Source organism: Kitasatospora sp. NPDC001159, from assembly GCF_053598235.1.
In genome coordinates, this window is sequence record NZ_JBSFJV010000004.1 from 166,074 (window position 1) to 188,366 (window position 22,293).

Below are 22,293 nucleotides of genomic sequence, written 5' to 3' on the forward strand. Positions count from 1 at the left end.
CCGGGACAGGCCCAGAGCGAACGCGGGCGTACGGCGGCGCCGGAGGGCGCAGGATCCGAGCATGGAGATCACCCGGGTACGCGACGAGTTGCACATGATCACCCTGGAGTTCGGCACCGCCTACCTCTGGCGGGACGAACACGGACTGACCCTGGTCGACACCGGCATCGCCGGGTCGGCGGACGGGATCGAGAAGGGCATCCGCACCATCGGGCTGGATCCGGCCGCACTGCGCCGGATCGTGCTCACCCACCACCACGAGGACCACACCGGCTCGGCCGCCGAGCTGGCCCGCCGCTGGAGCGCCGAGGTGGTGGCGCACCGGCTGGAGGCGCCGGTCGTCCGGCGCGAGCAGCCAGCGGCGCCGCCGGTGCTGAACGCCTTCGAACAGGAGCTGTGGGACGGCCTGCCGCCGATCCCGCCCGCCGAGCCCTGCCCGGTCCACCGCGAGGTCGAGGACGGGTACGTGCTGGACATCGGCGGCGGCGCGCTGGTCGTGCACGTGCCCGGCCACACCGACGGCAGCATCGCGCTGCACCTGCCGGGGCCCGGGGTGCTGTTCACCGGGGACATCGTGTCCAACGTCCAGGGGCAGACCAGGCCGGGGGTGTTCAACACCGACCCGGCGCTGGCCCTCGCCTCCTTCCACCGGCTGACCGCGTTGCCGGTGGAGACGGTGGTGTTCGGGCACGGCGACCCGATCGCCGTCGGCGCCTCAGCGGCCCTGCGCGCCGCCGCCGAGCAGCACCCCCAGGCGTAGCGGCCCCGGGCCCCGCCCCTCGCCCGGGCCGAGCCGGGCGGCCTCCCGCTGCCAGTGCGCGAGGTCGCGCCGCAGGTCGTCCCGGGTCTCCGGGGCGGCGCCGGGCTCCAGCGTCAGCGCCTCCAGCAGCTCGACGGCGGCGCCCCGGCTGCCGTCCCGGGCCAGCCAGAGGGCCAGGTCGTGGCAGGTGCGCAGGGTGCGCGGGTCCGCCGGACCGCAGATCCGGGCGAAGTCGGGAACGAGCTTCAGCAGGACCTGCACGGCCTCCCCAGCCTTGCCGCCGACGCCGAGCTGCCAGGCCTGGTCGGCCCGGCGGCGCAGCTGTTCCGGGCTGGGGTCGTCCGGCCGCAGCATCCCCGGCCGGATCCGGCGCAGCCGCTCCAGCACCTCGGCGGCGTCGGCCGGCCGGTCGGCGGGCCGCTTGGCGAGCAGCCGGGCGACCAGGTCGGCCAGCGCCGGGTCGTGGCTGCGGATCCGCAGCGGGGTCACCTCCAGGTGCTTGGCCATGTACTCGTACGGCGAGTCGGCGTAGAACGGCCGCCGGCCGGTACTGACCTCGTACAGCATCACGCCGAGCGCGTAGAGGTCGGCCCGGCCGTCCACGGTGCCGCCGGACCAGCACTCGGGCGCCAGGTACGGGACGGTGCCGACCACGCTGCCGGTGGAGGTGAGCCCGGTGGACTGGGTGAGCAGCCGGGCGATGCCGAAGTCCAGCACCTTCGCCCGGTCCCCGCTGTCCGAGATCATCACGTTCTCTGGCTTGATGTCCCGGTGGATGACACCGCTGCGGTGCGCCGCGTCGAGCGCCTCGCAGATCTGCCCCATCCAGGCCAGCGCGCGTCCGTGGTCCGGCCGGCCCTCCTTGAGGATCTTGGACAGCGGCCGGCCGCGGACCAGCTCCATCACCAGGTAGTGCATCTCCCCGTCACCGTCGGCGACCCGGCCGTAGTCGTGCACCGTGACGATGTGCGGGTTGGACAGGCCGCCGGCCAGCTTGGCCTCGCGGACGAACCGCCCGACGGCCTCCCGGTCGGCGGCGTGCTCGGCCAGCAGCAGCTTGATCGCGACCTCCCGCTCCAGCCAGTTGTCGGTCGCCCGCCAGACCGATCCGAAGCCGCCCCTGCCCAGGAAGTCGTCCAGCCGGAAGCGACCGTCGAGCACCTCGCCCTTGTGCATGCCCTCCCCCAACTCGACCGCGCCCGTACGTCGTTCGCCGCCGGATGGGCCACCATAGCGGCGGGCCGGGGCGAGCGGGTGAACGGGGAAGGCCCTTGGGGCTTGGGCTTCCTCCGGTCCGCCCGGCTTCCGGCTGCACCGACTGCTCGCTGGCCGCGCTCCCGACGGCGGCGCTGGCGGCGTGAGCGCCGGGTGTTCAGGGCGCCTACGGCCCGAAGATCTCCTCCACCAGGTCCTCGTCCGAGACGTGGTCCGGGGCCTCGAAGACCAGGTCGGCGAGGCCCTTGAGGCCGATCCCCCGGTCCAGCGCGTCGATGGCGGCCCGGGCCTCCTGGTCGGTGGCGAAGTCCCACACCCGCAGCCGCCGGACCAGCACCAGCGCCTCCATCCGGCTCATCCTCGGCGCCTTGCGGCGGTTCGAACCGCCGAGCCCCCTGCGGCCGCTCTGGGCGAGCCGCTGCTGGTAGCCGGCCAGGTCCTGCCAGGCCTGGACGGTGCTCGGGTGGTGCTCGCCCAGCGCCCGGACGAGGTCGGGCAGCAGCGAGTGCAGCTGCACCACCGCGCTCTGCAGGTCGCCCCGGTTGGCCAGGTGGACGGCGAGGTCGTGCCGGGCCTTCAGGACCCGGCTGTCCTGCGGGCCCCAGGCCGCGGTCAGGTCCGGCAGCAGCTCGTGCAGCAGCCGGATCGCGGTGACGGCCGAGCCGCTCTCGCCGATGCACCACGCCAGGTGGTAGCGGGCGCCCAGGGTGTCCGGGTCGGCCGGGCCGAGCGCCGAGCGCATGTCGTCCACGACGGTGGACAGGAGCCGGATCGCGCCGTCCAGGTCCCCGGCCCGGCTGAGGTACCAGGTGAAGTCCCGCCAGGCGGCCAGCGTGTCCCGGTCGGTCGCGCCGAGCGCGGTGACGCACTCCTGGGCGATCGCTTGCAGCTGGATCGCGGACTCGCCCGCCGTCGCCGCCTGGTACGCGGCCGAGCGGCGTTCGCGCAGCCCGGCCCGTACGGCCTCCGCGGACGGCGGGGCGGCGACCACCGGCGGGGTGGTCAGCGGGGACAGCACCGCCGGCCCGGGCACCACCGGCGGGGCGGCGGGCGGCGTGGGCGGGGCAGGGGGTGCGGGCGGGGGCGTGGTCGGCGCGGGCGGCACCACCGGGCCCACCGACACCGGGCCCACCGACACCGGGGCCGGGGCCGGGGCAGGCGTCGGAGTGGGGACGGGGGCCGGAGCCGGCCGGTCCACCACCGTCGGCGCCGACGCACCGGTCCTCGCCCCGCCGCCCTGCCACCCCGCCAGCTCCGCCAACCGCCGCTCGACCGTCCGGGCGTCGGCCGGCCGGTCCGCCGGGTCCTTCGCCAGCAGCTCCGCGACCAGCCCCGCCACCTGCGGCGGCAGCCCGAACTGCGCCGGGTCCAGCGGCGCCGGCGCCTCGTTGAGGTGCTGGTACATCAGCACCGGCGTCGAGTCCCCGCTGAACGGCCGCGCCCCGGTGAAGAGTTCGACCAGCACGCAGCCCAGCGCGTAGAGGTCGGCCCGACCGTCCACCCGGCCGCCGGTCCAGCGCTCCGGTGCCATGTACGCCGGACTGCCGACGATCGTCCCGGTGGTGGTCAACCCGCCCGCGCCGCCGTCCAACTGGGCGATCCCGAAGTCCAGCACCTTCAGGTGCCCGGCGTCGGTGATCATCACGTTGTCCGGCTTGATGTCCCGGTGCACCATGCCCGCGTCGTGCGCCGCCGCCAGGGCGCCGCTGATCTGCTGCCCCCAGCGCAGGCTGAGCGCCGGCTCGGGCACCCCCGCCCGCAGCACCTCGGTCAGGGTGCGGCCGATGAGCAGCTCCATCACCAGGAAGGTGACCTCCTGGCCGCCGAGTTCGCACTGGCCGAGGTCGTGCACCGTGACGATGTGCGGGTGCGACAGGTTCCCGGCCGCGCAGGCCTCCCGGACGAACCGCAGCGCGGCCTTCCCGTGGTCGCCGCCGTGGTGCCCGATGACCTTGACCGCCACCGGCCGCCGCATCCGGCTGTCCTGGGCCCGCCACACCACCCCGAAGCCGCCCTGGCCGAGCTTCTCCCCCAGCTCGTACCGGCCGTCGAGAACGTCACCGACTCGCACGCGCCCCTCCCCCTCCCGTCATGACGCCCAGACTCTACCGACGGCCCTCCCCTTGTTCCGGCCCAGGTGGAAGGATGGCCCGAGCCCCCGCGACGGTGCGGTGGTTCGACCAGCAGAACCCGAGGAGCGCAGTCATGGCCAAGCAGGCCCCGCAGAGCGACCCGGCGCAGGACGCCCCCGGGGTGTCCGCGCCCCAGCACGCGGCCGCCGGCCTGCCCGCCGTCGGCCACAGCCTGCGGATGGCCGCCGAGCAGATGGGTGCCCGTCGCACCCTCGCCACCCTGCTCAAGGTCAACCAGCCGAACGGCTTCGACTGCCCCGGCTGCGCCTGGCCCGAGCCGGACAAGACCCACACCGCCGAGTTCTGCGAGAACGGCGCGAAGGCCGTCGCCGAGGAGGCCACCGAGCGCCGGATCCGGGCCGAGTTCTTCGCCGCCCACCCGGTCGCCGAACTCGCCGAGCGTTCCGGCTACTGGCTCGGCCAGCAGGGCCGGCTCACCCAGCCGATGCTGCTCGACGAGGGCGCCACCCACTACACGCCGGTCTCCTGGGACGACGCCTTCGCGCTGATCGCCGAGGAGCTGCGCGCCCTGGACACTCCGGACGGCGCCGCCTTCTACACCTCCGGCCGGACCAGCAACGAGGCCGCCTTCGCGTACCAGCTGTTCGCCCGCCGGCTGGGCACCAACAACCTGCCGGACTGCTCCAACATGTGCCACGAGTCGTCCGGTTCGGCGCTCACCGAGACGCTCGGCGTCGGCAAGGGCAGCGTCAGCCTCAAGGACCTCTACCAGGCCGACCTGATCATCGTGGCCGGCCAGAACCCGGGCACCAACCACCCCCGGATGCTCTCCGCCCTGGAGCGTGCCAAGCGGGCCGGCGCCACGATCGTCAGCGTGAACCCGCTGCCGGAGGCGGGCCTGGAGCGTTTCAAGAACCCACAGCACGCCCGCGGTCTGGTCGGCCACGGCACCAAGCTGACCGACCTCTTCTTGCAGATCCGCCCCGGCGGGGACCTCTCGCTGTTCCGCGCGCTCAACCGGATCATCCTGGAGCAGGACGGCGTCGACCGCGCCTTCGTCGCCGAACACTGCCACGGCTACGAGGAGTTCGAGGCGCAGGCCCGGAAGACGGACCGGGAGGACGTGCTCGCCGCGACCGGCCTGCCCTGGGAGCAGATCGAGGAGCTCGGCCGGCTGGTGCTGGCCTCCGAGAAGGTCATCGTCTGCTGGGCGATGGGCCTCACCCAGCACAAGCACGCCGTGCCGACCATCCGCGAGGTGGTCAACTTCCTGCTGCTGCGCGGCAATGTCGGCCGCCCCGGCGCCGGGGTCTGCCCGGTGCGCGGGCACAGCAACGTCCAGGGCGACCGGACGATGGGCATCTTCGAGCGGCCGGCGACGGCCTTCCTCGACGCGCTGGGCAAGGAGTTCGGCTTCGAGCCGCCGCGCGAGCACGGCCTCGACTCGGTGGACACCATCCGCGCGATGCGCGACGGCAAGGTCAAGGTGTTCTTCGCGATGGGCGGCAACTTCGTCGCGGCCACCCCGGACACCGAGGTCACCGAGGCCGCGATGCGGCGCTGCCGGCTGACCGTCCACGTCTCCACCAAGCTCAACCGCTCGCACGTGGTCACCGGCGCCCGCGCCCTGATCCTGCCGACCCTCGGCCGCACCGACCGGGACGTCACCGCGCACGGCGCCCAGTTCGTCAGCGTCGAGGACTCGATGGGCCAGGTCCACGCCTCGCGCGGCGGCCTGCGTCCGCCCGCGCCCGGCCTGCTCTCCGAGACCGCGATCGTCTGCCGCCTCGCCCGGACCGTCTTCGGGCCGCAGGACACCGTGCCGTGGGAGGACTTCGCCTCCGACTACGACACTCTGCGGGCCCGGATCGCCCGGGTCGTGCCGGGCTTCGACGACTACAACGAGAAGGTCCGCCGCCCCGGCGGCTTCACCCTCCCGCACGGCCCGCGCGACTCCCGCACCTTCCCCACCGCGACGGGCAAGGCCAACTTCACGGTCAACCCGCTGTTCGCCCCCGAGGTCCCGGCGGGCCGCCTGCTGCTGCAGACCCTGCGCTCCCACGACCAGTACAACACCACCGTCTACGGGCTCGACGACCGCTACCGCGGCATCAAGGGCGGCCGCCGGGTGGTTCTGGTGAACCCCGCCGACGCCGCCGACCTCGGCCTGGTCGAGGGCCAGTACGTCGACCTGGTCAGCGAGTGGACCGACGGCACCGAGCGCCGCGCCCCCCACTTCCGCGTCGTCCACTACCCCGTGGCCCGCGCCGGGGCGGCCGCCTACTACCCCGAGACCAACGTCCTGGTGCCCCTCGACTCCACCGCCGACATCAGCAACACCCCCACCTCCAAGGCCGTCGTCGTACGCTTCGAGCCCGACTCCGGCGAGGCCGAGTAGCGGGAACACGGAGGCCGCCCCACGTCACCCGACGTGGGGCGGCCTCCGTCGTACCGGGTCAGTGCAGCAGGCCGCCCAGCGGCAGGGTCGCCGTCGCGCTGCCCGGGGCCGAGGCACCGGCCGAGCCCGTGGTGCTCGGGGAGCCCGTGCCCGTCGGGGCCTGGGTCGGACTGCCGGTCGGCGTCTGCGTCGGCGTGCCCGTCGGCGTCCCGGTCGGACTGCCGGTCGGGGTCTGGGTCGGCGTGCCCGTCGGCGTCTGGGTCGGCGCGCCGGTACCGGACGGCGTGCCCGGGTTGCTCGGGGTGCCGGTGCCGGTGGGCGTCCCCGGGTCCGACGGCGTGCCGGTGCCGGACGGCGTGCCGGTCGGCGTGCCCGGGGCGGTCGGCTGCTGGGTCGCCGGGCTGCCCGGGGCGGGGGTCGGCGTGACCTGGTTGGCCGGGCTGGGCGCGATCGGGGTGACGGAGTCCCAGCCCTTCGGCAGGTCGGGCACCTTCCAGGCGCCGCCGGCGTCGTCCGCCGCACCGTCCGGGTCGGGCCGGACGGCCCCGAGGATCGACATCGAGCCGATCGGCGAGACCTTGATGAACGCCCCCGGCCGCGGGGCCTGGACGATCAGCCCGCCGCCGATGTACATCGCGACGTGCGAGGCGTCCTGGAAGTAGATCACCAGGTCGCCCGGCCGCAGCTGGTTCAGCGGGACGTGCTGCAGCTGCGCCCACTGCTCCTGGCTGGTGCGCGGGATCGGCTTGCCGGCGTGCAGCCAGGCCTGCGAGGTGAGGCCGGAGCAGTCGTAGGAGTCCGGGCCGATGCCGCCCCACAGGTACGGCTTCCCCACCTGCGCCAGCGCGAAGGCCACTGCCCCGCGCCCGTTCAGCGAGGGGGTGCGCTCGCCCTTGCCGAGGGCGCCGGAGGCGAGGAAGGCGAGCTGGGCCTCGTCGGCCTTGGCCTTCTCCACCTGCTCCAGCTCGGAGCGCTGTGCGCCGGTCAGCGAGGAGACCAGCTGCTCGACCGAGGCGAGGTCGGTGGCGACCTTGGCCTTGGCGGCGTCCTGCTGGGCAACCAGCGTCTGGGAGGTCTTCAGCGCCTCCTCGGTCTGCTTCTTCAGCCCGTCGAGCGCGTCCCGGTCAGCCTTCAGCCGGTCCAGGAACTCGGACTGCGACCGGCTGGCCGCGGCCAGCAGCTCGGCGATGGTGACCGCCTCGTACGGGTCCTTGGAGAGCAGCAGTTCGGCGTACGCGGAGGCGGAGCCGTTGCGGTACTGGGCGGCGGCGAGCTGGGCGGCGATGTCCGTGCCGGTGTCGACCTGCTTCTGCTGCCGGTCCAGCTTCCCCTGGAGGTCGGTGAGCGAGGCCTGCTGCTCGGCGACCTTCGCCACCGCCCCGTTGTACTGCTCGGTCGCGGCCTCGGCGCTCTGGTACAGCGCGTGCAGCCGGTCGAGCAGCGGCCCGAGGGTGGCCTTGGCGGCGGCCAGCGGGTCCGCTCCGGGTGCCACCGTGACGCCCGCCCCCGGGTCGGGTGCGGCGTAGGCGGCCTGGGTGGACGCCGGCAGTGCGAGTGCGGCGGCCGCGAGAACGGCTCCGCACCGAAGTGCTGCCCGTACCCAGGGGCGTACGCCTGCCGTCTCCGTGCGCTGTCCAGCCCCGCCCATGGGTGGTCCTCCCCGCCCGCCTGTTCCTGCACTGCCCGTGACCCTGCCGGATCCCGCAGATCCTCCCACGGGTTACTCGTCGGAAACAGAGCGCACGCGGGCCTGGAGGTTAATTCTCGATTGATCTGTGAGACAGCTCTCAGCAAACGTGGGCGAACCAGGGCGTTCTTCGCTAATGTCCAGCTCAGCGCGGTCCAGGCCACCCCGCCGAAAGCTTCCGGCCACCGCTGAGCCACCCGCGGAACCACGATTCCCGGCTCAGTTCACCTTCCGTTTACCCAACAGACCTACGGTCGCGACGTCATCAACGTCCGTGCGACAACTACGACGATTGTTTGGGTATGGAACACATCTCGTTCCTGGTGGCCGTTGTGATCATCACGGCGCTCGCCTTCGACTTCACCAACGGGTTCCACGACACCGCCAACGCGGCCGCCACCGCGATCGCGACCGGGGCCCTTCGTCCGAAGGTCGCGGTCACCATCGCGGCCCTGCTCAACTTCGCGGGCGCGTTCCTGTCCGTGAAGGTCGCCACCACCATCTCCGGTGGCATCGTCAACGAGAAGGCCGGCGTCCACCCCGAGATCATCTTCGCCGCACTGGCCGGAGCGATCCTCTGGAATCTGCTGACCTGGCTGCGGGGTCTGCCGTCCAGCTCCTCGCACGCCCTGTACGGCGGCCTGATCGGCGCCACGATCGTCGGCGTCGGCATGAACGGCGTCAACTTCGACACCGTGATCACCAAGATCATCATCCCGGCGGTCGCCTCCCCCTTCGTCGCTGGCCTCGCCTCCTGGGGCGCCACCAAGCTGGCGTACGCGATCACCCGCAAGGGCAACGCCGCGGCCACCGAGAAGGGCTTCAAGACCGGCCAGGTCTTCTCCTCCTCGCTGATCTCGCTCGCGCACGGCACCAACGACGCCCAGAAGACGATGGGCATCATCACCCTGACCCTGGTCTCGGTCGGCGCCCTGCCGCACGGCGCGCTGCCCCCCACCTGGGTGATCGTCTCGGCCGGCGCCGCGATCGCGCTCGGCACCTACATGGGCGGCTGGCGGATCATCCGCTCGATGGGCAAGGGCCTGGCGGACATCCGCCCGCCGCAGGGCTTCGCCTCCGAGTCGGCCGCCGCGACCGTGATCCTGACCTCCTCGCACATGGGCTTCGGCCTCTCCACCACCCAGGTCTGCTCCGGCGGCATCATGGGTGCCGGCCTCGGCGGCCCGAAGGGCGAGCTGCGCTGGAGCATGGTCCGCCGCATGGTCTACACCTGGGGCCTGACCCTGCCGGCCGCCGCGCTGGTCTCCGGCTGCGCGGCCCTGGTGGCCCGGCAGGGCAGCTGGGGCGTCGCCCTGGTCGGCGCCGCACTGGTGGCCGGTTCGGGCGCGATGTGGATGATCTCCCGCCGCCAGCCGGTCGGCGCGGACAACGTCAACGACGTCGCCGAGGTCACCCCCGTCGAGGTCGCCGCCGGCACCCCGGCGAACGCCCCCACCCCCGCCTCGACCACGGTCGCGGCCTGAGCACCGCCGGCTGAGGAGCACTCACCATGCACATCAAGTGGAACGCCCTGGCCCAGACCGCCGGCGTCAGCTTCGGCGTCACCGTCGCCGTGGTCGCCGTCTTCGCCCTCGGCATCCTGGCACTGTCCCGCCGCGAGGCCGCGCTGAGCGCCCGCGAGGGCGGCCAGGCCGGCGGCGGCAGCAAGCCCGCCCTGCTGGCCGGCGCGTACGCCTGCTTCGCGCTCTGCGCCACGGCCGTGGTCTACGGCCTGGTGCTGATCGCCGCACCGTAGCGGGGACCCGAACGCCGAACGGGCCGGGGAGTGTCGAACACTCCCCGGCCCGTTTCGCGTGTCCCGGCCCGCCGGTCAGCTCTCCTGGGTGGTCTTCAGCGCGGTCTCCCGGATGAACAGCACGGTGACGAAGGACAGCGCCGCGAACGGGGCGGCCCACAGGAAGACGGTGCCGACGCCGTGGCCGAAGGCGTCCGTCACCAGCGGGAGTATCGGGGCCGGCAGCTTGTGCAGGTCCGGGATGCCGCCGCCGGCCGCCGCGTGCCCGGCCGGGATGTGCGCCGCGGCCAGGTTCTCCGCCAGGTAGTCGCCGACCTTGTCGGTCATCAGCGCGCCGAGCGCGGAGACGCCCATCGCGCCACCCATGGTGCGGAAGAAGGTGACGACGGAGCTGGCCGCGCCGAGCTCGTGCCGGGGCACCGTGTTCTGCACCGCGAGCACCAGGTTCTGGCTGGTCAGGCCGAGGCCGATGCCGGTGATCGCCATGTAGACGGAGAGCAGCCCGTAGTCGGTGTCGACCCGGGCGGTGCCGAGCAGGCCAAAACCGATCGCGAGCAGCGCGGTGCCGGAGACCAGGTAGGCCTTCCACTTGCCGTACTTGGTGATCAGTCGGCCGGCCACGGCGGAGGAGACCGCCAGGCCGATGATCATCGGCAGGGTCATCAGACCGGCCGTGGTCGGGGACTTGGCCCGGGCCAGCTGGAAGTACTGGCTGAGGAAGGTGGTCGCGCCGTACATCCCGACGCCGACCAGCACGCTGGCGATCGCGGCCAGGGTGACGGTGCGGTACCTGAAAAGGTCCGGCGGGATGACCGGCTCGGCGGCGCGGCGCTCGACCACGATTGCCAGGGCGCCCAGCAGCAGGCCGCCGCCGACCATGGCCGCGGTCTGCCAGGACAGCCAGGCGTAGTTCTTGCCGGCCAGCGTGATCCAGATCATCAGCAGGCTGACGGCACCGGTGATGACCAGCGCGCCCAGGTAGTCGATCTTCGCCGGGCGCTTGACCACCGGCAGCTTGAGGGTGCGCTGCACCACCAGGATCGCGGCCAGCGCGAAGGGGATGCCGACGTAGAAGCACCAGCGCCAGCCCAGCCAGGAGGTGTCCACGATGACCCCGCCGATCAGCGGGCCGCCGATGGTGGCCAGTGCGAAGACCGCCCCGAAGTAGCCGCTGTAGCGGCCGCGCTCGCGCGGCGGGACCATCGCGGCCAGGCAGATCTGGCCGAGCGCGACCACACCGCCGGCGCCGATGCCCTGCAGGGCGCGGCAGGCGATCAGCTCACCGGTGTTCTGCGAGAGGCCGGCCAGGGCGGAGGTGGCGATGTAGATCAGCAGGGCGATCTGCAGCAGCAGCTTCTTGCTGGCGAGGTCGGAGAGCTTGCCCCAGATCGGGGTGGAGGCGGTCAGGGTGAGCAGCGCGGCGGTGATCACCCAGGTGTAGGCGGACTGACCGCCGTGCAGGTCGGTGAGGATGTGCGGCAGGGCGTTGGAGACGACGGTCGACGAGAGCACGGCCACGAACAGGCCGAGCAGCAGGCCGGACAGCGCCTCCATCACCTGCCGGTGGGGCATCGGCTGGTCGTCGACGACGGCTCCGGCTGCCGCCTCGGCTGTGACGGTCATCTGGGTCCTTCAGTGGGAGGGGCGGGGATACGCGGCAGGGCAAATTCGTTGCCTTAAGCAACCATATGCCCAATGGTTGGCTTAGGCAACCTTCTTCAAGCCGGAGCGAAGTCCCGGGCGGAGTCCGATCACCCCGCGGGCGACTCCCCCGGCAGGTCGTTGAAGCGGTACAGGTCCGCGAAGCGGACCTCCGGTCCGGGGCGCACCCGACGTGAGAGTTCCGCCACTCCGGCGCGGTCCCGCCGGAACATCAGCCCGGCCTCGCACTCCACCGCCACCAGGACTTCCTCGTCCATCACGGCACCGGTACCGCCCGGCCGCGGTGGCCGGATACCGACACAGAAGTTGAGACAAGCCAACTATTTCATGGTATGAAGTATCCGATTTCCCCCGATACGCAAGGAGATGCGGATGGCCGCCCCGGGGCAAGGTTTCGTCGCGGAACTGAAGGGCGCGGTCACACCGCGTGCGGCGCTGCTCGTGATCGGCGTGCTGCTGCTGCAACTCGGCTTCATCACCTCGTACATCGGGGCGCTGCACCACCCGACCCCGCACAGGCTGTCGATCGCGGTGGTCGCCCCGCCGCAGATCACGCCGAAGCTGGTGGCGGCCCTGGAGTCGGTGCCGGACGAGGCCGTCAAGCCCGTCACCGCGCCGGACACCGAGACGGCGACCCAGCAGATCAAGGACCAGAAGATCTACGCCGCGCTGGTCGTGAACCCGACCGGCACCGAGGACACCCTGCTGGTCGGCAGCGCCCGCGGCACCTCCGCCGCCAAGGCCGCCGAGACCATCACCACCACGCTGGACAAGGCCCAGGGCCGCACGGTCAAGGTCGAGGACGTCGCGCCGCTGGCCAAGGGCGACACCAACGGCCTGTCCGCCTTCTACCTGGTCATCGGCTGGTGCGTCGGCGGCTACCTGGTCGCCTCGATCCTCGGCATCAGCGCCGGCTCCAAGCCGGCCAACGTCCACCGCCTGCTGATCCGCCTCGGCGTCCTGGCGCTGTACTCGGTCGGCGCCGGCCTCGGCGGCACGATCATCGCCGGGCCGGTCCTGGACGCGCTGCCCGGCTCGATCCTGGCCCTGACCGCCATCGGCGCCCTGGTGGTGTTCACGGTCGGCGCGTTCACCATGGCGCTGCAATGCCTGTTCGACGTCATCGGCATCGGCCTCGCGGTGCTGGTCTTCGTGGTGCTGGGCAACCCGAGCGCCGGCGGTGTCTACCCGGCCCCGATGATGCCGCCGTTCTGGCGGGCGATCGGTTCGCTGATCCCGAACGGCGCCGGCACCAGCGCCACCAAGTCCATCGCCTACTTCGACTCCACCAACCTGGGCATGCCGATCCTGGTCCTGGTGGTCTGGGCGCTGGTCGGCATCGGCGTCGCCTTCCTGGCCGTGCTGCGCGGCCCGCGCTCCGGCGGCCGCGAGATCGTCGCCGAGACCGCCGAGGCCTGAACCTCCTGAGTCCCACAGCATCCGACTGAGCCCCCGGCTGCCCTGGCCGGGGGCTCGGTCGTGTCCCGGGTACGCGGCTCTCAGCCGCCCGCGAGCGCTCCCGGGTCGGCGACGATGGCACGCACCACGCCGACCGCCGCGCCCAGCAGCGGCCCGCGCCGGCCGAGCTTGGAGACCGTCAGCCGGTCCTCCGCCCAGGGCCGCACCGTCACCCGGGCGGCCAGCTCGCGCCGCATCGCCGGCAGCAGCCAGGGCGCCAGCCGGGCGTAGCCGCCGCCCAGCACCACCTCGGCCGGGTCCAGCAGGTTGACCGCCCCGGCGGCCGCGATGCCGAGCGCCGAACCGGCCCCGGCCAGCGCCGCCCGGGCCGGCTCGTCCCCGCCCCCGGCCCGTTCGGCCAGCAGGGTCACCCAGTCCCCGCGCACACTGGTCAGCCCGGCCGCCCGCAGCACTGCCGCCTCGCCCGCGTACTGCTCCAGGCAACCGCGCGCCCCGCAGGCGCAGCGCGGCCCCTCCGGGTGGACGGGGACGTGGCCGAACTCGCCCGCGTAGCCGCGCGCGCCGCGCAGCAGCCGGCCGCCGACCACGATCGCCGCGCCGACCCCGGCCTCGGCGGAGACGTAGAGGAAGTCCTCCGGGCCCTCGTCCAGCCACCGTTCGGCCAGTCCGCCGAGGTTGGCCTCGTTGTCCGCCTGGACCGGCAGCTCGGCCAGGCCGTCCCCGGCCGTACGCAGCGCCGCGCGCAGTTCGGGGGCCAGCGGGACGTCCTGCCAGCCGAGGTTGGCGGCCCGCTGGAGCACCCCGCTGCCGCCGACCAGTCCGGGCACCGCCAGGGTCAGTCCGGCCGGGCGCAGGCCCGACTCGGCGACGGCGGAGCGCACCAGCTGGCCCAGGTCGGCCATCACGGCGGCGGGCTGTCGGCCGCGGTTGGCGATCTCCTGACGCCGCCAGGCGCGGACCTCCCCGCGCAGGTCGACCACGCAGGCGCCCAGGTGCCGGACGCCGATCTCGGCGCCGAGGCCGCCGGGCCCGAGCGGGTTGAGCCCGAGCGCGGTGCCGGGGCGGCCGACCTTGCCGCTGGGCGCGGCGGGGCCCTCCTCGACGACCAGGCCGGCGGAGATCAGCTGTTCGGCGAGCGAGGAGACCGCGGCCCTGGTCAGCCCGGTCTCGGCGGCCACCTCGGCGCGCGAGCGCGGCTCGCGCGCGATCGCCCCCAGCACCAGGGCCAGGTTGGCCCGGCGCATCCCCTGCTGGCTGGCGGGCCCGGTACGGACGCCGTCCGGCTCCCCGCCCATGACGCTCATGCGCCCACCTCGCTTCGCTCGGGAGGCGCTTCGCGCCACCCGCACCTCTCGATGGTGAGCTCGCTCCGCTCGCTCACGTCACGGTCTTACGGCACACCCGTGACATCTCGGGTGCAGCGTAACCGGGATTGCCGTCCAAGGGCCCCTCCGCGGACCGGGTGAAGACCCAGCGCTGCATCGCCCAGAAGCGGAACATCATCGCGACGAAGGTCCCGACGACCATCCCGCTGAGGAAGTCCGCGGTCTCCTGGGTGAGCGGGTCGACGTACGGCTCGCGCAGGTCCAGGGCGTAGCGGGAGAGCGCCAGCGGTAGGTCGTTGACGGCGATCGCCACCGCGCTGACCAGGAAGAACAGCAGGGCCTCCCGCCCGCGCCCGGCGGTGCGGAAGGCCCAGCGGCGGTTGAGCACATAGGAAACGACGGTGCCGATCACCGTCGCCACCGTCAGCGCGACCACCGGCTTGTGCTCCAGGACGGTGAACTTCAGCTCGAAGTCGATCACCAGGGTGAGGACGAAGCAGCTTCCACCGACCAGCAGGAACTTCACCAGTCGGCGGTGCCGTAGCAGGAGCGGGCGCAGCCGGGCCGGCACCCGGGCCAGGACGTGCTGCGTGGGGGACGACATCTCCGCAGTGTGGCACGCGGAGTTGCCGTCGGCCCGTGGAGCTGTCCGGACAGCCCTATGCCGCGACCAGCACCTCGGCCGGCTCCAGGGCCAGCTTCAGCACCTCGCGCACGTCCGACACCGGGTGGACGGTGAGCCGCTCCAGCACCTCCGCCGGGACGTCGTCCAGGTCGGCCTCGTTGCGCTTGGGGATGATCACCGTGGTGACCCCGGCCCGGTCGGCAGCGAGCAGCTTCTGCTTCACCCCGCCGATCGGCAGCACCCGCCCGGTCAGTGACACCTCACCCGTCATCGCCACGTCGGTGCGCACCTTGCGGCCGGAGAGCAGCGAGGCCAGCGCCGTGGTCATGGTGATGCCGGCGCTCGGCCCGTCCTTGGGGACGGCCCCGGCCGGGACGTGCAGGTGCACGCCGCGGTCGCGCAGCGAGGTGACCGGCAGCTCCAGCTCGGCGCCGCGCGAGCGCAGGAAGGAGAGCGCGATGTGCGCGGACTCCTTCATCACGTCGCCCAGCTGCCCGGTCAGGGTCACTCCGGTGCCGCCGGTCTCGGCGTCCGCGAGCGAGGCCTCGATGTAGAGGACGTCGCCGCCGGCGCCGGTGACCGCCAGGCCGGTGGCCACGCCGGGGACGGCGGTGCGCCGCTCGGCGGGTTCCTGGGCGGACTCCGGCACGTGGTGCGGGCGGCCGATCAGGGCGCGCAGGTCCTCCGCGCCGACCGCGGCGGGCAGTTCGCGCTCGCCCAGCTCGGCCTGTGCGGCGATCTTGCGCAGCACCCGGGCGATCGAGCGCTCCAGGTTGCGGACGCCCGCCTCCCGCGTGTACTCCCCGGCGAGCCTGCGCAGCGCCTCCTCGTCCACGCTGACCTGCTCGCCACCGAGGCCGGCCTTCTCCAGCTGGCGCGGGAGCAGGTGGTCGCGGGCGATGACGACCTTCTCGTCCTCGGTGTAGCCGTCGAGCCGGACCAGCTCCATCCGGTCGAGCAGCGGCTCGGGGATGGCTTCCAGCACGTTGGCGGTGGCGAGGAAGACGACGTCGGAGAGGTCGAGCTCGACCTCCAGGTAGTGGTCCCGGAAGGTGTGGTTCTGCGCCGGGTCCAGCACCTCCAGCAGGGCGGCGGCCGGGTCGCCCCGGTAGTCGGAGCCGACCTTGTCGATCTCGTCGAGCAGGACGACCGGGTTCATCGAGCCGGCCTCCTTGATCGCCCGCACCAGCCGGCCGGGCAGCGCGCCGACGTAGGTGCGCCGGTGGCCGCGGATCTCGGCCTCGTCGCGGACGCCTCCGAGCGCGACCCGGACGAACTTGCGGCCCATCGCGCGGGCCACGCTTTCGCCGAGCGAGGTCTTGCCGACGCCGGGCGGCCCGACCAGGGCCAGCACCGCGCCGCCGCGGCGGCCGCCGACGAGGCCGAGTCCCTGGTCGGCCCGGCGCTTGCGGACGGCCAGGTACTCGACGATCCGCTCCTTCACGTCGCCGAGGCCCGCGTGGTCGGCGTCCAGCACGGCGCGGGCGCCGGCGATGTCGTACTCGTCCTCGGTGCGCTCGTTCCAGGGCAGCTCCAGAACGGTGTCCAGCCAGGTGCGGATCCAGGAGCCCTCGGGCGACTGGGCCCCGTCCTGACTGGCCCGCTCCAGCTTGGAGACCTCCTTGAGGGCGGCCTCGCGCACCTTCTCCGGCAGGTCGGCGGCCTCGACCCGGGCGCGGTAGTCGCCCTCCTCGTCGGCCGGGTCGCCGTTCAGCTCGGCCAACTCCTTGCGGACGGCCTCCAGCTGGCGGCGGAGCAGGAACTCCTTCTGCTGCTTGGCCACGCCCTCCTCGACGTCCTTGCGGATGGTGTCGTTGACCTCCTCCTCGGCGAGGTGGTCGCGCAGCAGGGTCAGCGCGTACTCCAGGCGGGCGACCTGATCGGCCTCCAGCAACACCTTGAGCTTCTGCTCGGCGGTGGCGAAGGGCGCGTAGCCGATGTTGTCGGCGAGCTCGCCGACGCCCTCGATCTGGGCCACCCGGTCGACGATCTGCCAGGCGCCGCGCTTGCGCAGCCACTGGGTGGACAGTGCCTTGTACTCCTTGACCAGCTCGGCGGCCCGCCCGGCCACCGGCATGCCGACCGAGGACTCCCGGAACGGTGCGGTCTCCACCCAGAGGGCGGCGCCGGGGCCGGTGGTGCCGACCCCGATCCGGACCCGGCGCACGGCGCGCACCAGCGCGGCCGGGTCGCCGTCCGCGAGCCGGCCGACCTGCTCCACAGTGGCCAGCGTGCCGACCGCCGCGTACGAGCCGTCCACTCGCGGGACCAGCAGGACCTGCGGCTTGCCTGAGCCGGTGGCCGCGGCGCGGGCGGCCTCGACGGCGGCGCGCACCTCGGTGTCCTTCAGGTCCAGCGGGACGACCATGCCCGGGAGGACGACCTCGTCGTCGAGCGGCAGCACGGGCAGGGTGAGCGGAGTGGACGTCGATGCCATGATCTCTCCCCGGTCAGTGAACTTGAGTCGACCTGACTAAGGCTTCACGGGCACCGGATGTTCCCGGCATCTTGTTCGCTGCGAGCGAACGGTGAGGAGGGGGTAAGGACCTGCGGGCCGCGCCGTCAAAAGGGCGGGGAAAGGGCGCCCCAAAAGTGGGGACCAGGGCGCGTCACGTGGATCTCGGCGGACCCGGTGAAGATCCGCAAGACACGCCCTAGCGCACGGCGGACGGCCGCGCGCCGCCACGCACCGCGGCGGGGGCCGCCGGGGCCGTCGCCGACCGCGGGCGCGGGCGGGGCGGGCGCCGCTCGGCCCCGCGCAGCCAGCGCCACAGCGCCACCCCGGCGAGCACCGCGGCCGGGTGCCCCACGGCGGTGACCACGTCCTTCTCGGTGGCGATCTGCTGGACGATCATCAGCCCGGCGCCGCCCAGCGCCAGCAGCCGGCCGCGTCGCGGGAGCAGCCCGGCCACCGCACCCAGACAGGCGAGCACGCCGTAGCTGACCCCGATGTCCAGGTAGTCCATCGCCTCGGGCGCCATCCGCCCGGTCTCCACCGCGGCGATCACCACCCCTTGGGAGAGCAGCGTCGCGGCGATGTGCCCGATCGCGAACACCGCCGCCGCCCGGGCCGGGCCGACCCTGCGCTCCAGCGGCGCGAGGGTGAGGGCGAAGCCCCAGAGGTACGGCATCCACACGCCCCCGGCGACCCAGAATCCGCTCAGCACAAGAGCACGCAAAGGATGCTGAAGCAGGTTGTGACCGTCCGAACTGGAGGCCTCCTGCAGTCGCTGGACGAGTTCCGGATCGGCGACCGAGGCAAAGGTCGTGGTGGCTCCCACCACGGCGAGATATCCGAGCGTGAAAGGGTTGCGCCGGGGCGTCGGAACCCGTTCCAGCAGCCACTCGAAGACGCCGGTGCGCAGCCCGTGGCGGAGCATTCCGTACGGCACCCCCGCGGGCGCGCTCCAGTGGGCGTCCCGTCGCAGTCCAGCCATGCCGCCTCCGCTCCACGCCCGCAGCCACCGGCCCCCGTCGCTGCCAACGTACCGACGCGCGGCCCCGGTTCCGCCCGGCGGGGCGTTGTCGTGGCCACGGTACGTCGAGGTTCTGAGAGGCGCCTGGGAAAAGCCCGTGAAGACCGTCTCCGCGAAGAGGGGCCGGATTCCCGGTATTGGTCCAGACCTTCTTGCTATTAACGCGTCAGTAGGGCCTCTGACCGGCGACTTGGTGCCGACTCGACTGCATACGTACCGTTACGCAGTGAAAATTCGCCGGGTAAGGTATCGGCCCGTGCCCACTCGTGCAGTGGGTCCGAGGGCGGCCCGACAGCCGGCCCACGGGCCGGAAACGTCCGGTCCACCTGCCGGAAAGCATCCGCTGTCCGTACGCTGCGATGTGCGCGGGAGACGTGGACGGGAGACCACCCGTCCTCCACTCTCCTGGGCGCGCGACGGGACGGCGGACCCGGCACAGTCCACGACGGAACAAGACTACGAGCGGAGCCCCGCCATCCCCACAGGTGGCCGGCCCGCAGCCCTGGGGGCGGTGGCGTGACCGTGACAGAAATTCAGCAGGACAACCACAACGCCGGTGGCTCGGTGAGCAGCCAGCGCAGAGTGCTGGTGGTGGAGGACGAGCCCACGATCGCCGAGTCGATCGCGGCCCGACTGGGCGCGGAGGGCTTCAAGGTCGCCGTGGCCCACGACGGGCCCGGCGCGGTGGACGGCTTCCACACCTGGCAGCCGGACCTGGTGGTCCTGGACATCATGCTGCCCGGCTTCGACGGCCTGGAGGTGTGCCGCCGGATCCAGGCACAGCGCCCGGTGCCGGTACTGATGCTGACCGCGCGCGACGACGAGACGGACCTGCTGGTCGGCCTCGGCGTGGGCGCCGACGACTACATGACCAAGCCGTTCTCGATGCGCGAACTGGCCGCCCGGGTCAACGTGCTGCTGCGCCGCGTCGAGCGCGCCCAGCAGGCCGCCCGTACGCCCGCGCTCGGCAGCCTGCGCTTCGGCGAGCTGGAGATCGACCACGTGCAGCGCCGGGTCCGGCTGGCCTCGGGCGACGTCCACCTGACGCCGACCGAGTTCGACCTGCTCGCCTGCCTGGCCGCCCAGCCGCGCGCGGTGCTCACCCGCGAGCAGCTGCTGGCCGAGGTCTGGGACTGGACCGACGCGTCCGGCACCCGCACCGTCGACAGCCACGTCAAGGCACTGCGGCGCAAGATCGGCGCCAGCTGGATCCGTACCGTCCACGGCGTCGGTTACGCACTGGAGGCCCCGCTCTCCTGACGGCGGGAGCTTCGGGCGACGGGCCACCGGGGGGCCCGTGTCCCGACACCGCCGCGCGGCGCGCGGGGATCACAAGGGACCAATGACCTTTCCACAGCAACGCAACGGGGACGCCGCCGGCGCGCGCTCGCAGACGTTGGCCGCCCGCGCCGTCCGCCGGGTCTGGGCCGACATCCGCCCGCTCGACCCGGTCCGCTCGATCAAGGGCAAGCTCGCCCTGCTGGTGATCGTCTCCGTGTTCCTGGCCACCGGCATGGTGGTCGTGGCGATCCGGTCCGAGACCCAGATCCGGATCATCATGGTCTTCTCCATGATCGCCTCGCTGCTGTTCATGCAGTTCCTCGCGCACGGGCTGACCGCCCCCCTGCGCGAGATGACGGACGCCGCCCGCGCGATGGCCTCCGGCGACTACAGCCGCCGGGTCGAGGTGAACTCGCGCGACGAGATCGGCGAGCTGGCGGCCGCCTTCAACGCCATGGCCGCCGACCTGCAGGCCGCCGACCAGCACCGGCGCGAGCTGGTCGCCAACGTCTCGCACGAGCTGCGCACGCCCATCGCCGCGCTGCGCGCCGTGCTGGAGAACGTGGTGGACGGCGTCGTCCAGCCCAATCCGGCGACCCTGGAGGCCGCGCTGGAGCAGACCGAGCGGCTCGGCCGCCTGGTCACCCACCTGCTGGACCTCTCCAAGATCGACGACGGCGTGGTCGACCTGGACGCCCGCCCCTTCGAGGTGCGCGAGTTCCTGGACGGCGTGCTGCGCGGGGTCACCGTGGACGGCGCGACGGCCGGCGGGGCGTTCTCCCGGCGCGGCGACGTCCGGCTGGCCCTGGAGGTCAACCCGTCCGGCCTGACCGCCGTCGCGGACCCGGAACGACTCCACCAGGTGGTCGCCAACCTGGTCGACAACGCCTGCAAGCACTCCCCGCCCGGTGGCACGGTGACCGTGCGCGCCCGGCCCGAGGGCGAGGAGGGCGGCCTGCTGCTGGAGGTCCAGGACGAGGGCCCGGGCATCCCGCTGGCCGACCGCTCCCGGGTCTTCGAGCGGTTCAGCCGCAGCGGCACCGCCACCGCGTCCGGACCGGGCGCGGACGGCGGCACCGGACTGGGTCTGGCCATCGCCCGCTGGGCGGTGGACCTGCACGGCGGACGGATCGCCGTGGCCGAGTCGCCGAGCGGCTGCCGGATCGAGGTCCGGCTGCCCGGGCAGCGCTGAGCGGGCCGGGACATTTGTCACAGATCCGACACAGACGCATACGAAGATCGTCGGACGATTCGGCTATGGTTCTGTCCGGTTTCGCCCGGATATGGGGCCCGATCGGGCCTGGTCGGTTCCCCTCAGATACGGCTTTCTAACGTAGTTTTTCAGCCAAACTGCAGGTCAGGACTGTGATCTGGGCGACGCCTGGGGCCCGGGGACTGCGCGATCACTGGTCAGGGGCGTAGCCTTAATCCCCGCTGTCCAAACATCCCAAAAGGAAGCGGAAGAGGGCGGTTGCCGCCGTGTCGCCACAACCTGAAACCCCCAGCTCGGCAAGCTCCACTGGCTTTGGTCCCAATGAGTGGCTCGTCGATGAGATCTACCAGCAGTACCTCCAGGACCCGAACTCGGTCGACCGAGCCTGGTGGGACTTTTTCGCCGACTACAAGCCCGGTACCGAGGTGACCCCAGTGACCCAGGCCGCGACCCAGGCCGGCCCCGCGCCGACCCCTGCCGCTGCCCCCGCGCCCGCCGCTGCTGCTCCGGCCGCACCCGCGCCCGCTCCGGCCGCTCCGGCCGCTCCGGCCCCGGTTGCCGCCCCGCTCGCCGCCGCGCCCGCCGCGCCCCCGGCCCCCAAGGCCGCCGCTGCCCCGGCCCCGGCCGCCGCCCCGGCCGGCCCCGAGCTGGTCCAGCTGCGCGGCCCGGCGAAGGCCGTCGCCTCCAACATGGACGCCTCGCTGGAGGTGCCGACCGCGACCTCGGTCCGTGCCGTTCCGGCGAAGCTGTTGATCGACAACCGCATCGTCATCAACAACCACCTGCAGCGCGCCCGCGGTGGCAAGGTCTCCTTCACCCACCTCATCGGTTACGCCCTGGTCCAGGCCATCAAGGCCGCCCCGGGCATGAACCACAGCTACAGGGTGGAGGACGGCAAGGCCTTCCTGGTCAAGCCCGAGCACGTCAACCTCGGCCTGGCCATCGACCTGGTCAAGCCGAACGGCGACCGCCAGCTCGTCGTCGCGGCCATCAAGAAGGCCGAGACCCTCGACTTCTTCGGCTTCTGGCAGGCCTACGAGGACATCGTCCGCCGGGCCCGCGCCAACAAGCTGACCATGGACGACTTCACCGGCGTCACGGTCTCGCTGACCAACCCCGGCGGCATCGGCACCGTGCACTCCGTGCCGCGCCTGATGCAGAACCAGGGCACCATCGTCGGCGTCGGCGCCATGGAGTACCCGGCCGAGTTCCAGGGCTCCGCCCCCCAGACCCTGTCCCGCCTCGGCGTCTCCAAGATCATGACGCTGACCTCGACCTACGACCACCGCGTCATCCAGGGCGCGGCGTCGGGCGAGTTCCTGCGCGAGATCCACCGCCTGCTGCTCGGCGAGAACGGCTTCTACGACGAGATCTTCGAGTCGC

General features: G+C 72.9%; 17 protein-coding genes. 8 read left to right on the forward strand and 9 right to left on the reverse strand.

Features of this window, described 5'->3' with window-relative positions; genetic code table 11:
• Positions 1-61 precede the first annotated feature (61 nt).
• Positions 62-760 (forward strand): MBL fold metallo-hydrolase, encoded by a 699-nt coding sequence (locus tag ACWC9T_RS04055; protein ID WP_449819465.1) that lies wholly within the window; start codon positions 62-64, stop codon positions 758-760.
• Here ACWC9T_RS04055 and ACWC9T_RS04060 read toward each other — a convergent pair.
• Positions 716-1,936, reverse strand: coding sequence for a serine/threonine-protein kinase (locus ACWC9T_RS04060; protein WP_449819466.1), 1,221 nt, complete (start codon positions 1,934-1,936; stop codon positions 716-718). The two genes, ACWC9T_RS04055 and ACWC9T_RS04060, sit on opposite strands and share 45 nt — an antisense overlap.
• Positions 1,937-2,141: 205 nt before the next feature.
• A complete protein-coding gene (locus tag ACWC9T_RS04065) occupies positions 2,142-4,046 on the reverse strand; it encodes a protein kinase domain-containing protein (protein WP_449819467.1) in 1,905 nt (634 codons plus the stop codon).
• A 134-nt stretch (positions 4,047-4,180) separates the two neighbouring features.
• Between ACWC9T_RS04065 and ACWC9T_RS04070 the strand changes: the two genes are divergently transcribed.
• A complete protein-coding gene (locus tag ACWC9T_RS04070; RefSeq protein ID WP_449819468.1) occupies positions 4,181-6,466 on the forward strand; it encodes an FdhF/YdeP family oxidoreductase in 2,286 nt (761 codons plus the stop codon).
• Positions 6,467-6,524: 58 nt separating this feature from the next.
• Here the strand turns inward: ACWC9T_RS04070 and ACWC9T_RS04075 are convergent, their stop codons facing one another.
• The gene (locus tag ACWC9T_RS04075; protein ID WP_449819469.1) at positions 6,525-8,114 is read right to left on the reverse strand and encodes an NlpC/P60 family protein; all 1,590 of its coding nucleotides are present in this window, start codon (positions 8,112-8,114) and stop codon (positions 6,525-6,527) included.
• Between the two features lie 341 nt (positions 8,115-8,455).
• Here ACWC9T_RS04075 and ACWC9T_RS04080 point away from each other — a divergent pair, with 341 nt between their 5' ends.
• Both ACWC9T_RS04080 and ACWC9T_RS04085 read left to right on the forward strand, forming a co-directional pair.
• Positions 8,456-9,637 (forward strand): anion permease, encoded by a 1,182-nt coding sequence (locus ACWC9T_RS04080; RefSeq protein ID WP_449819470.1) that lies wholly within the window; start codon positions 8,456-8,458, stop codon positions 9,635-9,637.
• Positions 9,638-9,663: 26 nt separating this feature from the next.
• Positions 9,664-9,909, forward strand: coding sequence for a hypothetical protein (locus tag ACWC9T_RS04085; protein ID WP_449819471.1), 246 nt, complete (start codon positions 9,664-9,666; stop codon positions 9,907-9,909).
• A 75-nt stretch (positions 9,910-9,984) separates the two neighbouring features.
• Here ACWC9T_RS04085 and ACWC9T_RS04090 read toward each other — a convergent pair whose 3' ends face one another.
• Both ACWC9T_RS04090 and ACWC9T_RS04095 read right to left on the reverse strand, forming a co-directional pair.
• Positions 9,985-11,532 (reverse strand): MDR family MFS transporter, encoded by a 1,548-nt coding sequence (locus ACWC9T_RS04090; RefSeq protein WP_449819472.1) that lies wholly within the window; start codon positions 11,530-11,532, stop codon positions 9,985-9,987.
• A 128-nt stretch (positions 11,533-11,660) separates the two neighbouring features.
• Entirely contained in the window at positions 11,661-11,828 is a 168-nt protein-coding gene (locus ACWC9T_RS04095) for a hypothetical protein (RefSeq protein ID WP_449819473.1), read from the reverse strand.
• A 115-nt stretch (positions 11,829-11,943) separates the two neighbouring features.
• Between ACWC9T_RS04095 and ACWC9T_RS04100 the strand changes: the two genes are divergently transcribed.
• Positions 11,944-12,990: an ABC transporter permease gene (locus ACWC9T_RS04100; RefSeq protein WP_449819474.1), complete on the forward strand. Its 1,047-nt coding sequence runs from the start codon at positions 11,944-11,946 to the stop codon at positions 12,988-12,990.
• A gap of 80 nt (positions 12,991-13,070) precedes the next feature.
• Here the strand turns inward: ACWC9T_RS04100 and ACWC9T_RS04105 are convergent, their stop codons facing one another.
• The 4 genes from ACWC9T_RS04105 to ACWC9T_RS04120 form a co-directional block, all read right to left on the reverse strand.
• The gene (locus tag ACWC9T_RS04105; protein ID WP_449819475.1) at positions 13,071-14,294 is read right to left on the reverse strand and encodes an ROK family protein; all 1,224 of its coding nucleotides are present in this window, start codon (positions 14,292-14,294) and stop codon (positions 13,071-13,073) included.
• 73 nt (positions 14,295-14,367) lie between these two features.
• A complete protein-coding gene (locus ACWC9T_RS04110; RefSeq protein ID WP_449819476.1) occupies positions 14,368-14,919 on the reverse strand; it encodes a GtrA family protein in 552 nt (183 codons plus the stop codon).
• A gap of 55 nt (positions 14,920-14,974) precedes the next feature.
• Complete coding sequence (gene lon / locus ACWC9T_RS04115) at positions 14,975-17,377, reverse strand: endopeptidase La (protein WP_449819477.1); 2,403 nt, start codon at positions 17,375-17,377, stop codon at positions 14,975-14,977.
• Between the two features lie 217 nt (positions 17,378-17,594).
• The gene (locus tag ACWC9T_RS04120) at positions 17,595-18,377 is read right to left on the reverse strand and encodes a rhomboid-like protein (RefSeq protein WP_449819478.1); all 783 of its coding nucleotides are present in this window, start codon (positions 18,375-18,377) and stop codon (positions 17,595-17,597) included.
• A 561-nt stretch (positions 18,378-18,938) separates the two neighbouring features.
• Between ACWC9T_RS04120 and ACWC9T_RS04125 the strand changes: the two genes are divergently transcribed.
• The 3 genes from ACWC9T_RS04125 to ACWC9T_RS04135 all read left to right on the forward strand — a co-directional run.
• Positions 18,939-19,676, forward strand: a complete 738-nt coding sequence (locus tag ACWC9T_RS04125) for a response regulator transcription factor (RefSeq protein ID WP_449819479.1) — start codon at positions 18,939-18,941, stop codon at positions 19,674-19,676.
• Positions 19,677-19,758: 82 nt separating this feature from the next.
• Positions 19,759-20,889 carry a sensor histidine kinase gene (locus ACWC9T_RS04130; protein ID WP_449819480.1) on the forward strand — a complete coding sequence of 377 codons (1,131 nt, stop codon included), beginning with the start codon at positions 19,759-19,761 and terminating at the stop codon, positions 20,887-20,889.
• Between the two features lie 287 nt (positions 20,890-21,176).
• Positions 21,177-22,293 (forward strand): 2-oxo acid dehydrogenase subunit E2 (locus ACWC9T_RS04135; protein WP_449819481.1); only part of this gene is annotated, 1,117 nt, incomplete at its 3' end.